Source organism: Corynebacterium sp. HMSC14H10 (assembly GCF_001807105.1).
In the GTDB taxonomy this organism is placed as follows: domain Bacteria; phylum Actinomycetota; class Actinomycetes; order Mycobacteriales; family Mycobacteriaceae; genus Corynebacterium; species Corynebacterium jeikeium_D.
On sequence record NZ_KV787435.1, the window covers coordinates 53,499 to 66,386 of the forward strand.

At 60.1% G+C, this 12,888-nt stretch carries 13 protein-coding genes; 12 read left to right on the forward strand and 1 reads right to left on the reverse strand.

What is annotated here, in order from left to right:
* The first annotated feature begins 27 nt into the window (after positions 1–27).
* The 4 genes from hisD to HMPREF3135_RS07440 all read left to right on the forward strand — a co-directional run bounded on the left by hisD (position 28) and on the right by HMPREF3135_RS07440 (position 4,912).
* Positions 28–1,380 carry a histidinol dehydrogenase gene (hisD, locus tag HMPREF3135_RS07420; protein WP_070438960.1) on the forward strand — a complete coding sequence of 451 codons (1,353 nt, stop codon included), beginning with the start codon at positions 28–30 and terminating at the stop codon, positions 1,378–1,380.
* Positions 1,380–2,522: a histidinol-phosphate transaminase gene (locus tag HMPREF3135_RS07425; protein WP_070438964.1), complete on the forward strand. Its 1,143-nt coding sequence runs from the start codon at positions 1,380–1,382 to the stop codon at positions 2,520–2,522. The genes hisD and HMPREF3135_RS07425 overlap by 1 nt, the downstream gene beginning before the upstream one ends.
* A 45-nt stretch (positions 2,523–2,567) precedes the next feature.
* Complete coding sequence (hisB, locus tag HMPREF3135_RS07430; RefSeq protein ID WP_070438967.1) at positions 2,568–3,206, forward strand: imidazoleglycerol-phosphate dehydratase HisB; 639 nt, start codon at positions 2,568–2,570, stop codon at positions 3,204–3,206.
* 284 nt (positions 3,207–3,490) lie between these two features.
* Positions 3,491–4,912, forward strand: coding sequence for an MFS transporter (locus tag HMPREF3135_RS07440; RefSeq protein ID WP_048734650.1), 1,422 nt, complete (start codon positions 3,491–3,493; stop codon positions 4,910–4,912).
* A 105-nt stretch (positions 4,913–5,017) separates the two neighbouring features.
* On the opposite strand, the gene HMPREF3135_RS07445 is transcribed toward HMPREF3135_RS07440, so the two are convergent.
* Positions 5,018–5,641 (reverse strand): arsenate-mycothiol transferase ArsC, encoded by a 624-nt coding sequence (locus HMPREF3135_RS07445; RefSeq protein WP_070438970.1) that lies wholly within the window; start codon positions 5,639–5,641, stop codon positions 5,018–5,020.
* Positions 5,642–5,829: 188 nt separating this feature from the next.
* Between HMPREF3135_RS07445 and hisH the strand changes: the two genes are divergently transcribed.
* The 8 genes from hisH (at position 5,830) to trpC (ending at position 12,706) form a co-directional block, all read left to right on the forward strand.
* On the forward strand, positions 5,830–6,528 hold the full coding sequence (gene hisH / locus HMPREF3135_RS07450) for an imidazole glycerol phosphate synthase subunit HisH (RefSeq protein ID WP_049193971.1): 699 nt from the start codon (positions 5,830–5,832) through the stop codon (positions 6,526–6,528).
* Between the two features lie 148 nt (positions 6,529–6,676).
* Entirely contained in the window at positions 6,677–7,411 is a 735-nt protein-coding gene (gene priA / locus HMPREF3135_RS07455) for a bifunctional 1-(5-phosphoribosyl)-5-((5-phosphoribosylamino)methylideneamino)imidazole-4-carboxamide isomerase/phosphoribosylanthranilate isomerase PriA (RefSeq protein ID WP_048734641.1), read from the forward strand.
* A gap of 102 nt (positions 7,412–7,513) precedes the next feature.
* A complete protein-coding gene (locus HMPREF3135_RS07460) occupies positions 7,514–8,326 on the forward strand; it encodes an inositol monophosphatase family protein (RefSeq protein WP_070438973.1) in 813 nt (270 codons plus the stop codon).
* A gap of 83 nt (positions 8,327–8,409) precedes the next feature.
* Positions 8,410–9,186, forward strand: a complete 777-nt coding sequence (gene hisF, locus HMPREF3135_RS07465; RefSeq protein ID WP_070438976.1) for an imidazole glycerol phosphate synthase subunit HisF — start codon at positions 8,410–8,412, stop codon at positions 9,184–9,186.
* A gap of 71 nt (positions 9,187–9,257) precedes the next feature.
* Positions 9,258–9,581, forward strand: a complete 324-nt coding sequence (gene hisI / locus HMPREF3135_RS07470; RefSeq protein WP_210384708.1) for a phosphoribosyl-AMP cyclohydrolase — start codon at positions 9,258–9,260, stop codon at positions 9,579–9,581.
* Positions 9,582–9,692: 111 nt separating this feature from the next.
* On the forward strand, positions 9,693–11,237 hold the full coding sequence (locus tag HMPREF3135_RS07475; RefSeq protein WP_070438981.1) for an anthranilate synthase component I: 1,545 nt from the start codon (positions 9,693–9,695) through the stop codon (positions 11,235–11,237).
* Positions 11,238–11,244: 7 nt separating this feature from the next.
* The gene (locus HMPREF3135_RS07480) at positions 11,245–11,895 is read left to right on the forward strand and encodes a TIGR02234 family membrane protein (RefSeq protein ID WP_049182100.1); all 651 of its coding nucleotides are present in this window, start codon (positions 11,245–11,247) and stop codon (positions 11,893–11,895) included.
* Positions 11,896–11,899: 4 nt separating this feature from the next.
* Complete coding sequence (trpC, locus tag HMPREF3135_RS07485; RefSeq protein ID WP_016422942.1) at positions 11,900–12,706, forward strand: indole-3-glycerol phosphate synthase TrpC; 807 nt, start codon at positions 11,900–11,902, stop codon at positions 12,704–12,706.
* Positions 12,707–12,888 lie beyond the last annotated feature (182 nt).

A 12,888-nucleotide genomic window follows, 5' to 3' on the forward strand; every position in this document is an offset into this window, starting at 1 on the left:
GTGCGAATAGGCGGTTACTAATTAATTATGTTGTCCACTATTGATCTTCGCGGTCAGACTCCCACCACCGCCACTCTGCGTCGAGTGTTGCCGCGCGGTGCGGCAGACGTTGATTCCATGATTCCCACGGTCAAACCCGTTGTCGATGACGTGGCAGCCCGTGGTGTGGAAGCGGCGATGGAGTACTCCGAGAAGTTCGACCGTATTCGTCCGGCATCCATGCGCGTTCCAGCGGAGGTTATCGATGCCGCGGAAGCCGCGCTGGAAGACGACGTCCGCTCTGCTCTGCAGGAGTCCATTGGGCGCGTGCGCGCGTTCCACGCTGCTCAGAAGCCGAATGACAAGACTGTTGAAATTCTTCCCGGCGGCATTGTCCGTGAGAAGTGGATTCCGATTTCGCGCGTCGGTCTTTACGTCCCCGGGGGCAACGCCGTCTACCCGTCGTCTGTATTGATGAACGTCATCCCAGCTCAGGAAGCTGGTGTGGAGTCCCTCGTCGTCGCCTCTCCGCCGCAGGCCGACAACGACGGCTGGCCGCACCCGACCATCCTGGCTGCCTGCAAGCTGCTTGGCGTGACCGAGGTGTGGGCCGTCGGCGGTGCACAGGCCGTCGCACTGCTCGCATACGGCGATGAAAATGAGAGCCTCGAGCCGGTCGACATGGTCACCGGTCCGGGCAACATCTTCGTTACCGCCGCTAAACGCCTGTGCCGCTCGGTCGTCGGTATCGACGCCGAAGCTGGTCCGACCGAAATCGCCATTCTTGCAGATAACGCCGCTGATCCTGTCTCCGTCGCCTACGACCTGATTTCCCAGGCAGAGCACGACATCATGGCCGCCAGCGTACTTATTACCGACGACGCCGATTTCGCCGCCGCTGTCGACCGCGAGGTCGAAAACCGCTACGAGGTCACCATGAACGCCGACCGCGTTCGTGAGGCGCTCACCGGCAAGCAGTCTGGCATCGTGCTTGTCGACGACATGAATATCGGCATCCAGGTTGCAGATGCCTACGCCGCTGAGCACCTGGAGATCCACACCGAAAACGCACAGGCCGTTGCCGAACGCATTACCAACGCTGGCGCAATCTTCATCGGTCGCTTTTCGCCGGTGCCGCTGGGCGATTACTCGGCTGGCTCCAACCACGTGTTGCCGACCTCCGGTACCGCCCGCCACGCCTCGGGGCTGTCAACGCACACCTTCCTCAAGTCGGTCCACATGATTGACTACAACGAGGCCGCGTTGAAGGAAGTTGCCGACAGCGTAGTAGTCCTGGCCAACGAAGAACGACTGCCAGCGCACGGCGAGGCCATCCGCGCCCGCTTTGAGACGCTTCTCGGCTCTGAGAGCAATGGCGCAGAAAAGGGGAACGACAACTAATGAGCAACCAGCCTGAGAACCAGTCACAGCAGTCGGTAGCCAAGTTGGTGCTGGCAGATTTGCCACTGCGCGACGAACTGCGCGGCGAGGAAGCCTACGGTGCTCCGCAGCTCGACGTCGATGTTCGCCTGAACACCAACGAAAACCCGTACCCGCCATCCGATGACCTCATCGCCGACCTGGTGGCGCAAGTGGAGAAGGTCGCCTCTGACCTCACCCGCTACCCGGACCGTGACGCAGTAGTACTGCGCAGCGCACTCGCCGACTATGTCACCCGCCAGACCGGCGTGGACATCACCGTTGACCAGGTATGGGCTGCCAACGGCTCCAACGAGATTCTCCAGCAGCTGCTGCAGGCATTCGGCGGGCCAGGGCGCAGCGCAATGGGGTTTGTGCCCAGTTACTCAATGCACCCAATCCTCTCGTCCGGCACGCAGACGGAGTTTATCGGCATCGACCGCGACCCGGAGACCTTCGACATCGACATGGATAGTGCGCTCGCGGCAATTGCCGAGCACCGTCCTGACGTCATCTTCATCACGACGCCGAACAACCCGACTGGCAACCTGACTACGCTCGCTGACTTGCGCCGCATTATTGAAGCCGCGCCGGGCATCGTCATTGTCGATGAGGCCTACGCCGAGTTCACTGAGGAGCCGTCGGCGACAACGCTGCTGGTTGAGTTCCCGTCGAAGCTGGTTGTCTCCCGCACGATGAGCAAGGCTTTCGACTTCGCAGGAGGCCGCCTCGGCTACTTCGTTGCTAACCCGGCATTTATTGATGCTGTGATGCTCGTACGTCTGCCATACCACCTGTCGACGTTGACACAGGCCGCAGCCACAGTTGCACTTCGCCACTCGGATGCGACGCTGTCGACCGTCGCAAAGCTTGCCGACGAGCGTGACCGCGTCGTAGCCGCCCTGAACAGCTATGGCTACGACGTGATTGACTCGTACTCGAACTTTGTCTTCTTCGGTCGTTTCGCCGATGCCTCGACGGCATGGCAGAGCTTCTTGGACGAGGGAGTACTCATCCGCGATGTTGGCGTGCCCGGTCGTTTGCGTGCCACTATTGGTCTGCCCAGTGAAAATGATGCACTGCTGGCGGCGGCCAAGAAATTGGCAGCGACCGCGCTGGCTTAAGCGAAATGCTGCTGGTACATCCCACTATAAGGAGAAATCTGACTTATGCACGCCAGTGATAAGGACCATCTGAAGGCAGAGCGCACTGAGCGCGTTGGCCGTATCGAGCGCGCCACCCGCGAATCGAGCATCGTCTGCTCGGTGAATCTCGATGGCACCGGCAAGGCCGATATTTCGACCGGTCTGCCGTTCTTCGACCACATGTTGACCGCTTTCGGCTCCCACGGCAGCTTCGACCTGACTGTGCACGCCAACGGCGACACCGAGGTCGATGCGCACCACACGGTGGAGGATACCGGCATTGTGATGGGGCAGGCCTTCGCCCAGGCGTTGGGGGACAAGTCTGGTATTCGTCGCTTTGGTGACTGCTATATCCCGATGGATGAAACGCTGGCACACGCAGTGGTTGATGTGTCTGGTCGCCCGTACTTCGTTGGCACTGGCGAACCAGAGCAGATGTTGACTGCCGTTATTGGTGGTCACTACGCAACGGTTATCAACGAGCATTTCTTTGAGTCCTTCGCCCTAAATGCCCGTATTGCGCTGCATGTTCGCTGTCTCTACGGGCGCGATCCGCACCACATCACCGAGGCTGAGTACAAGGCTGTGGCCCGTGCCCTGCGTGCTGCCGTCGAGGACGACCCGCGCGTCCACGGTGTGCCGTCGACCAAGGGCACTCTGTAGGTCGCAGCTGAAGTAGACGGCCGCTGTAGGAAACCGGAAAATCCGCCTTAGCTGGCATTTTAGGGGAATCGATGGTAACAACGTCTGTAGACGTGCTTTTAGCGCAGGTGTCTACCGCATCGACGCTGAGCACTTATTTTTTGTTCATTGTCGCTGGTCTGCTGGTGGGCGGAACATGGTCACTCTATAAATCCGGATCGAGGGTCGGAACAATTGTCCTTGGTCTCTTATCTGTGATCGCGCTCGCCGGCGCAATTTTGTGGTTGATAGGAGTGATGGAGTAAATGGCGTCCCGGGTGATGGACCGCAGGCAGTTGGACGAACTGGACAGCATGTGGAAAGCGCCCGGACTAGTACCTACGCTAGTCGCCGTGATGGCCGCCTTCGGTGGCTGGTCACTCCTCATGCCTGTCATTCCGCAGGCAATTCTTGACGATGGCGGTGGAACCTCGCTCGCCGGTGCCTACACCGGTGTTTTTATGGCCGCTACCGTTCTCACACAGACGCAGACTCCACGTATGTGTCGCCGTCTTGGCTACGGCATGACCATGCTGATTTCAGGTCTGTTTCTGGGCTTGCCGACGATTCTGCACATCTTTGGCACCGATGCTGCTTTGGTGCTCATCATTGCGGTTCTCCGCGGTATGGGCTTCGGTGCGTTGACTGTCGCCGAGTCCGCATTGATTGCCGAGCTAGTGCCAATGAAATTTCTGGGTAAGGCCTCTGGCGTTCTCGGTGTGGCAGTTGGTTTATCTGAGCTCATTTTCTTGCCACTAGGACTAATCATTGCGGACAAGACGGGTTCTTACACCCCTGTTTATGTCCTGGGCGCCGTCATCTCGCTTGTCGGTTCGTTGATGGCACTCTTTATCCCGAAGATTAAGCCAGCGCCGAAGGAGGGCAAGGGCGGCAAGGAAGACGTCGGCGATCCTGTGCCCGGATCTGCAGCAACTCAGCCGAGCCCCGTTGAGCACGTTGCCACATGGAAGCTGGTGGCCATTCCCGCGCTCGCAATTTGCACGATTGCGATGGGCTTTGGTGGTATTTCCGCATTCCTTGCCCCGGCAGCTCGCGAAATTGATCTGGTCTCCGGTGCGGTTGTGGCTGGCCTGTCGCTGTCTGTTCTCGGTGGCGCGCAGATGGTGTTCCGTTATTTCGCAGGAATCTACGCCGACCGGAAGTCGGAGGCTGGAATTCTGCTGATTCCGGCATTGATCAGTGGTTTTGTTGGCCTGCTGATGATGTCCGGCGTGGTTCTCTTTGATCTGTCGGCCTGGCTGCTGCTGGTTGCGGCCATTTTCTACGGCGCGGGCTTCGGCATAGTGCAAAATGAGGCTCTGCTGCTGATGTTTGCCCGCCTGCCGCGTGACCGTACTGCTGAGGCCAGTGCCTTCTGGAACATGTCCTTTGACTCGGGCACTGGTATCGGCTCGTTCGTTCTGGGAGCCGTAGCCGCGGCTGCACTCCGTCCGTACCCGGCTGTCTTTGCCTTTGCGGCAGCTCTGCTGGCAGTTGGCCTCATTGGTGCGGTGCTCGACCGAATCATCGGAAAGCACCGCGTGGCGGAATACCAGAACACCCGCGCTACGCTGCGTCGTCTGGGAGATGCCGTGAAGCGTCGTACGCCGGAGGCCGCTGTGCGTGTTGCCCGCCCGGCAAAGAATGCAGTGACGCGTTTGACGGTTCGGGACCGCAAGAAGAAGTAACTACACACAAAGAGACATTTGAAAAAGAGTGGCTGCGCCAGTTCTTGCGCAGCCACTCTTTTTGGTTATTAGATTCAACCCCCGGCGTGGGGCAGCCGTGCCTGTTTACGCGACGGCGACGTCCATCTCGGTGAAGAGAGCCCGCAGGCGGGTTTCGATATCGTCGATAAGCGACTGGAGCTCATCGTCTGCGAGATTGTCCGGATCTGCGACATCCCATTCCACGTAGCGGTCGCCGGGGACTGCTGGTGTCTCGTCGATGCCCATGAGTACGACAACGTCGGCGCGGTGGGAAACGCGGGGAGTAATCACCTTTTGGGTGAGGCGTGAGGTGTCCACGCCACGGTCGTGAAGAGCCGCGACGACGTGAGGGTTCAGGCCATCCTCTGGATTGAGGCCGATAGTGCGGATAAAGACTTCGTCGCCAACCAGGTGGTAGGCCAGGGCAGTGGCAATCTGACTGCGGCCGGAACCGCGGCTATCGGCAAAGAGAATCTCTTGGCGCGGGGCGCAGTCCTTGCATCCGCTCGCGGCCTTGATGCGTTCGGTGGCCTCGCGTTCGGCGAGGACGGGGAGGAAGTTAGTCACCTTCGCAGAGCTGGACAGCTCTGCAATGACATCGTCGAGGATGGAATCGATAGTCGCAGCATCGCAGGCTGCACCATAGAGTCGGTGAAGGTCCTCGCGGACAATGGCAAATGATTTACTAAGAACGGATGCGGTAGTCATGGCGTCGGAGCCTCTCTGTGAAAAGTAATCAGGGGTATTAGGGATAAATCAATAACTTAGTTAACCTGTTGTTAACCTTGAGTTTACCAAAGTATTCGGTAGTTGTATACCAGTGCTTTTGCCTATCCAGGCAGTTTTCTTGGGGTAAGTGGCAAACATCGATTCCCAGCGCCTTAAAATGTCCAACTATGGAACAAGTCTCACCTTCGACGAAGACCCCGACCGTTGCCATCCTTGATTACGGCTCCGGTAATTTGCGTTCAGCTGAGCGCGCTGTGGCCACCACGGGTGCCGAGGTTATTGTGACCGCCGATCCGAAGACCGTGATGGAGGCCGATGGTCTGCTCGTTCCCGGCGTCGGCGCCTATGCCGCATGCATGGAGGGTTTGCATCGAGTACAAGGGCCGCGCCTAATCGGCTCACGACTCGCAGGTGGTCGACCAGTGATGGGAATCTGCGTCGGTATGCAGGTGCTCTTTGACCGCGGCGTCGAGTACGCCGACGGCATCCACGCAGCGGAGACCGACGCATCCGCAGCTGTCACCGGCACCCCGGGTTGTGGTGAATGGCCCGGTACTGTCGAGCGTCTCGAGGCGTCGATTCTGCCGCATATGGGCTGGAACACGGTTGAAGTACCGGAAGGCTCAAAGATGTTTAAGGGACTGGAGGGTCAGCGTTTTTACTTCGTCCACTCCTACGGTGTGCGCAAGTGGGACCTTAATACGGATTCTCGCATCGCTCCGCCGCTGGTGACGTGGTCTGCCCACGAATCCGATCGGTTTATCGCAGCCGTGGAAAACGGTCCGCTGTGGGCCACGCAGTTCCACCCTGAGAAGTCTGGTGAAGCAGGGTTGAAGCTGCTGCAGAACTGGGTGGACACGCTGTAGTTGCCCAATCGGTAGTATCTGCCCTAACCGCACTACCTGGTAGGTGACGGAGTTTCGCCACCTAGACCACCTATACTGAGATAACTAGCAACAAGCATCGTGGTGACAATCGCCACAACGCCCAAAAGTCGAAGAGAGTAGAGCCCCCATGAGTTTGACCCTGCTGCCCGCTGTAGACGTAGCCGATGGCCAGGCTGTGCGCCTTGTTCAGGGTGCTGCTGGAACCGAGACTTCCTATGGTGCACCGCTGGAAGCTGCCATGAATTGGCAGAACGCAGGCGCTGAGTGGATCCACCTGGTCGACCTCGATGCCGCGTTCGGTCGCGGTTCGAACTACGACCTGCTTGCCGACGTTGTGGGCAAGCTCGACGTGAAGGTGGAGCTCTCCGGCGGTATCCGTGACAACGCTTCGCTCGAGGCTGCGCTGGCCACCGGTTGTGCCCGCGTCAATATTGGCACCGCCGCACTGGAGAACCCGGAGTGGTGCCGCGAGGTTATCGCCAACTACGGCGACCGCGTGGCCATTGGCCTGGATGTTCTTAACGAAGATGGTCAGTGGCGCCTGCGCGGTCGCGGCTGGGTCTCCGACGGCGGTGACCTCTGGGAGGTGCTGGAGCGCCTGGATGCTCAGGGCGCATCCCGTTTCGTGGTGACTGACGTCTCCAAGGACGGCACCCTGCAGGGGCCGAATGTGGAACTGCTGCGCGAGGTCGCTGCTGCTACCGATGCTCCAATCGTCGCTTCTGGCGGTGTCAGCAGCCTGGACGACATTGCAGCTATTGCCACACTGGTCGATGAGGGCGTTGACTCCGCAATTGTGGGTAAGGCGCTCTACGCAGGGCGTTTCACCCTGGAAGAGGCCCTGGCAGTAGCCCGCGGCTAAAGAGAACACTTTCGTGGCCGGACCGGGGAGACGTCGTCAAGCGAAAGCGTTAACGAGCAAACGGCACCCCGGCTGAGACGGCGGATAAAGGACTTAGAAAGTATGGATGCCCTGGAACCGCGGGCGATGCTCGCTATTGCTGAAGCGGCGCTCGATGAGGTTGAAGGCCTGTTCACTCAGCAGGTGGGCGCGGACCCGGTTGTCATGAAGCCGCGCGGAGATTTCGCGACGGAGACCGACCTGGAAATTGAGCGTCGTCTGCGCCAGCTCCTCACGCAGTATTCCGGCCTGCCCGTCTACGGCGAGGAATTCGGTGGCAAAGTTCCCGAGGAACATACCGCCTGGGTCATCGATCCGATCGACGGCACGACGAACTATTCCAACGGCTTTCCGCTGTGTGCCATGCTGCTCACACTCATGCATGAGGGGGAGTCGGTGGTTGGTATTACCTCCATGCCTCTGCTACGCCGGCGTATTACCGCAGCTAAAGGTAGCGGCACGTTCGTCAACGGCCGTCGCGTCAACATCGACGCCGAGGCCGGCCGCCCGGTTTCGATTGCCTTCGGGTCCGTCATCGCGAGTACCGACGGCACACTCCCGCGCAAGTGGCGTCAACTGCTGCTGTCAAAGGTGGGCGAACGCTATCCGACGATTCGAATTACTGGCTCTGTCGGCGTGGACTTGGGCTCCACCGCGATGGGGGCATTCGGTGGCACGGTGACTTTCTCACCGCATGTGTGGGATAACGCAGCTGGTGTACTGCAGATATCCGAAGCTGGTGGCGTGGTCACAGACTTGGCGGGCAATCCTTGGCGACATGATTCCGTAGGCGTGCTGGCGGGAACTCGCGATGTTCATGCCACGCTGCGGTCGATTATTGACCAACTGGGTCGTCCGGAGACTTTCCGGAGCTAAACCGTGGGCGACGCCCCGAGCTGGGTGGTTGCGCAAACCGTCGAGCCACAACTTTGAGCTAACACGAGGAGAACTTAAAAACTATGTCTCTGGCAGTACGCGTGATTCCTTGCCTGGATGTCAACAATGGGCGGGTCGTCAAGGGGGTTAACTTTGAGAGTCTCCGCGATGCCGGCGATCCGGTGGAGCTGGCTCGCCGCTATGGCGAGGAGGGCGCTGATGAGCTGACCTTCCTGGATGTCACGGCTTCCAAGGATGGCCGTGGCATCATGCTCGACGTGGTGCGTCGCACCGCAAGTGAGGTCTTCATTCCGCTGACGGTCGGCGGTGGTGTGCGCAGCGTCGAGGATGTCGACCAACTGCTTCGCGCCGGAGCCGACAAGGTCAGTGTCAATACCGCTGCGATTGCACGACCGGAACTGCTCAGCGAGCTGTCGCGCCGCTTCGGTGCGCAGTGTGTCGTCCTGTCGGTGGATGCCCGCCGCGTTCCCGAGGGAGGCACGCCGCAGCCGTCGGGCTTCGAGGTGACGACCCACGGTGGTTCACGCTCGGCCGGGATTGACGCCGTCGAGTGGGCACGCCGTGGCGAGGAGCTCGGGGTCGGCGAGATTCTGCTGAACTCCATGGATGGCGACGGCACCAAGGATGGCTTCGACCTGGAGCTGCTGGAGAAAGTCCGCGCTGCCGTCGACGTCCCGGTGATCGCCTCCGGCGGTGCGGGCAAGGCAGAGCACTTCCCCCCGGCAGTGCGCGCCGGTGCCAACGCGGTGTTGGCCGCATCCATTTTCCACTTCGGCGAGGTCAGCATTGCTGAGGTTAAGGAAGAGATGGCCCGCGAGGGGATCGAGGTGCGCCAGTGACTGGTCTAGCCCCGGGCGCTGCAGCTCACGGCGCCGGAGACGATCCGCGTGAGTACACGCTCCCAGCAGATATCGCGAACATCGCCAAGTTCAACGCTGACGGCTTGATTCCGGCCATTGTGCAGGAAGAATCCACTGGTCGCGTGCTCATGATGGCATGGATGGATTCCCACGCGCTGGCGTACACCATCGCTACCAAGCGCGGCACTTACTGGTCGCGCTCCCGGTCCGAGTACTGGATTAAGGGGCTTACTAGTGGCCATTTCCAGACCGTGACATCGCTGGCGTTGGACTGTGATGGCGATACCGTGCTGATGCAGGTAGTGCAGGACGGCGCGGCATGCCACACTGGCTCGCATAGCTGCTTTGACGTGCATCCCGTGCTCGAGGGCTAATCAGTCGATCCGGGTTGCCGAGGTGGGGATTTCGTCGTCAAGCGCGCCCACCTCCGGTGAAGTCCGGGGTTAAGTGATGTGCAATCCGGGGTGCGTGGCACAATAGCGGCTATGACTCGTATCACCATGACCACGCGTGAGCGCTTTCGTGAACTGGCTGCACACCATCGGGTCGTGCCCGTGGTTCGCAAGGTTTTGGCGGACGGCGAAACGGCGCTGTCGGCCTACCGTAAGCTCGCGGCCGATCGTCCCGGCACTTTCTTGCTGGAGTCCTCCGATGTGGGGCAGTCGTGGTCGCGCTGGTCATTTATCGGTTGCGGCAGTCGTGCTGCGCTGACGGTGGATGATGCGGGGGAGGCAACCTGGATTGGCAATGCGCCGTCGGGTGCGCCAGAGGGCGGAAATCCGTTGGATGCTCTGCGTCGCACGCTGGAGCTGCTGCACACGGAGCTTCCGCTTGCCGACGATGCCTCGGTACCCAAGCTCACCTCTGGTCTCGTTGGCTATTTCGGGCATGACATTGTCCGCTACATCGAGCCACAGCTGCCGGATACCACTGACAATGATTTGCAGATTCCTGAGCTCATGCAGTTGCTGGTGGAGGACCTGGCTGCTTTTGACCACCACGAGGGCGTGCTGTGGCTGATTTCTAATGCAGTGAACTGGGACGGCTCGGATGAGCGGATTGACCAGGCGTATGACACCGCCTGTGATCGGGTCAATGCGATGGTGGAGCGGCTGTCGGGGTCCTCTGATCTGCGTCCGGCGGAAATTAGCTTCCCAGAGCCGGTGATTCGTCGCCAGCGCGCCGCCGACGACCACATGGATCGTATTGAGCGTTGCAAGGACCACATCCGAGCTGGTGATGCGTTCCAGATTGTGCTCTCGCAGCGGTTCGAGATGGACACGCAGGCGTCAGCATTTGATATCTACCGCATCCTGCGGGTTTCCAATCCGTCGCCCTACATGTTCCTGGTCAACGTTCCAACCAAGGACTTCTCCGCTACCGCTTTTCAAATTGTCGGTTCCTCCCCGGAATCACTCGTGGCAGTTCAGGGCAGTGAGGTCATCACCAATCCCATCGCGGGCACACGTCCGCGCGGTGCCACGGTGGAGCAGGACAATGCGCTGGAAGCTGATTTGCTGGCAGACGAAAAGGAAAATAGTGAGCATCTGATGCTCGTTGATCTTGGCCGCAATGACCTCGGACGTGTCTGCCGCCCAGGCAGTGTTGTTGTGCACGACTTCCGTCATATTGAGCGCTACAGTCACGTTATGCATCTGGTCTCTACGGTCACCGGCGAGCTTTCCAGCGACGCCACTGCCGTCGACGCGTTCGCGGCCACCTTCCCAGCGGGAACGCTGTCGGGTGCGCCGAAGCCTTCCGCGCTGAGCATTATCGACAAGCTCGAAGACACGCGTCGGGGTGTTTACGGCGGCACTGTTGGATACTTTGACTTCCGGGGCAATACCGATCAGGCAATTGCCATCCGCACAGGTGTGAAGAAGGGCGATACGGTCTATGTTCAGGCTGGCGGCGGAATTGTCAGTGACTCTGACCCGGTGGCAGAGGATGAGGAGACCTGCAACAAGGCCGCGGCCGTGCTGCGAGCTGTCGCGGCAGCTGAGACACTAGTCCCAGCGGAAAGGAGCTAGGTTTTCGATGAAGTCGACAACGATGCTCTCCGGTGGCCTCATTGGTGTGGCCGCAGCGGGAATGTGGTTGTGCAGCCGTAGTGCGTGGCTGACGGTCGATACTGTTGATGACAAGTCCGGTCCAGCGACCACAGATTTGGTGGGCGCAGTCTGGGCTCCAGAGTTGACGTCGATTGCGCTGGCAATGGTGGCTGCACTGTTTGCCACCACCATTTTGGGCTCACTGGGGCGCCGTATCGTCGGTGGCCTCGCGGCGCTGCTCGCAGTTGCGGCGTCGTGGACTCCGATGACTCTGCTTGCCAGCGGAGAAGACGGGGTGGATTCCCAGCGGGCACTGGATTTGTTGACGTCGGGAAGCGCCTCACAACGCGCCAGTGATGCGGTGACTGTGGCAGACTGGGCGCAGATCTCAGCGATTGAAGTGCATGCGATGGGGCCATCCCTGGCCTTGCTGTGCTGCGCATTGGCGCTGGTCGGGGCGGTATTGTTGGTGCGTCGACCGGGTACTGTGAAGAAGCAGAAGTCCAGCGCGTATGAGACCCCGGAGGTACGCCGTCAGCGTATCGCCGAGGACCTGGAGGAAGACCCACAGTCGGGTCGAGTTCTGTGGGATGCTTTGGATGCCGGTGTAGATCCTACGGATCTGGATAAGGAGTAAGGCCGTGGCTAACGTTCTGGACAAGATTATTGAGGGCGTGCGGGAAGATCTCGCTGCTCGGGAAGCCAAGATTTCCTACGGTGAAATCAAGGAGCTCTCGCTGAAGGCGCCGTCGCCGATTGATGCCGTGGCGGCACTGGCTAAGCCCGGGGTGCAGGTGATTGCAGAGGTCAAGCGTGCCTCTCCGTCGAAGGGAGAGCTGGCTGACATCCCTTCGCCGGAGGTCTTGGCGGCAGAGTACGAGCAGGGTGGCGCGGCTGTCATTTCCTGTCTGACTGAGGAGCGCCGCTTCCGCGGTTCGCTCGCCGACCTCGATGCCGTGCGCCGCGCGGTCAACATTCCAGTGCTGCGCAAGGATTTCATCGTCACTCCGTACCAGGTCCATGAGGCCCGCGCACACGGTGCCGACCTGGTGCTGCTGATGTGCTCCGCTTTGGATCAGCCGACGCTGGAATCCCTGCTGGATCGCACCGAGTCGCTTGGCATGAACGCTCTGGTTGAGGCGCACACCGAAGAAGAGGTCGAGCGCGCCGAGGCCGCTGGTGCCAAGATCCTCGGCATCAACGCCCGCAATCTAAAGACCCTCGACGTGGATCTCTCCGTGTACGAACGCCTTGCGCCGATGTTGCCGGATCATGTTGTGAAGGTGGCAGAGTCCGGTGTCAAGGGGCCGGAGGAACTGCGCTACTACGCCTCCCACGGCGCCGACGCGGTACTGGTGGGCGAGGGCCTGGTTACCGCGGGCAAGCCGGGTGAGGCTTGCCGACGTCTCGTTGCCGCCGGTGTCCACCCGACACTCCGCAGCGAGTAGTGATAGACCGCAGTTGCGATAAGCAGCTGTACCGCGCTGCGAACTGCGCCTAGTTTGGTTGCGTGTCACACCTGTTGTGCTGGCACGCCACAGTTTCTTAGGCCTTATGTCCCCGCAACGGGTGGGGATAGTCCACAATAGATAACTGTGAGTGACCAAGATTTCAAGAATCATGATGCCCG

What these genes read in the sequence shown, in the direction of transcription:
- hisD (WP_070438960.1), top strand. Translation starts at nt 28, where the DNA reads ATGTTGTCCACTATTGATCTTCGCGGTCAGACTCCCACCACCGCCACT.
- HMPREF3135_RS07425 (WP_070438964.1), top strand. Translation starts at nt 1,380, where the DNA reads ATGAGCAACCAGCCTGAGAACCAGTCACAGCAGTCGGTAGCCAAGTTG.
- hisB (WP_070438967.1), top strand. Translation starts at nt 2,568, where the DNA reads ATGCACGCCAGTGATAAGGACCATCTGAAGGCAGAGCGCACTGAGCGC.
- HMPREF3135_RS07440 (WP_048734650.1), top strand. Translation starts at nt 3,491, where the DNA reads ATGGCGTCCCGGGTGATGGACCGCAGGCAGTTGGACGAACTGGACAGC.
- HMPREF3135_RS07445 (WP_070438970.1), bottom strand. Translation starts at nt 5,641, where the DNA reads ATGACTACCGCATCCGTTCTTAGTAAATCATTTGCCATTGTCCGCGAG.
- hisH (WP_049193971.1), top strand. Translation starts at nt 5,830, where the DNA reads ATGGAACAAGTCTCACCTTCGACGAAGACCCCGACCGTTGCCATCCTT.
- priA (WP_048734641.1), top strand. Translation starts at nt 6,677, where the DNA reads ATGAGTTTGACCCTGCTGCCCGCTGTAGACGTAGCCGATGGCCAGGCT.
- HMPREF3135_RS07460 (WP_070438973.1), top strand. Translation starts at nt 7,514, where the DNA reads ATGGATGCCCTGGAACCGCGGGCGATGCTCGCTATTGCTGAAGCGGCG.
- hisF (WP_070438976.1), top strand. Translation starts at nt 8,410, where the DNA reads ATGTCTCTGGCAGTACGCGTGATTCCTTGCCTGGATGTCAACAATGGG.
- HMPREF3135_RS07475 (WP_070438981.1), top strand. Translation starts at nt 9,693, where the DNA reads ATGACTCGTATCACCATGACCACGCGTGAGCGCTTTCGTGAACTGGCT.
- HMPREF3135_RS07480 (WP_049182100.1), top strand. Translation starts at nt 11,245, where the DNA reads ATGAAGTCGACAACGATGCTCTCCGGTGGCCTCATTGGTGTGGCCGCA.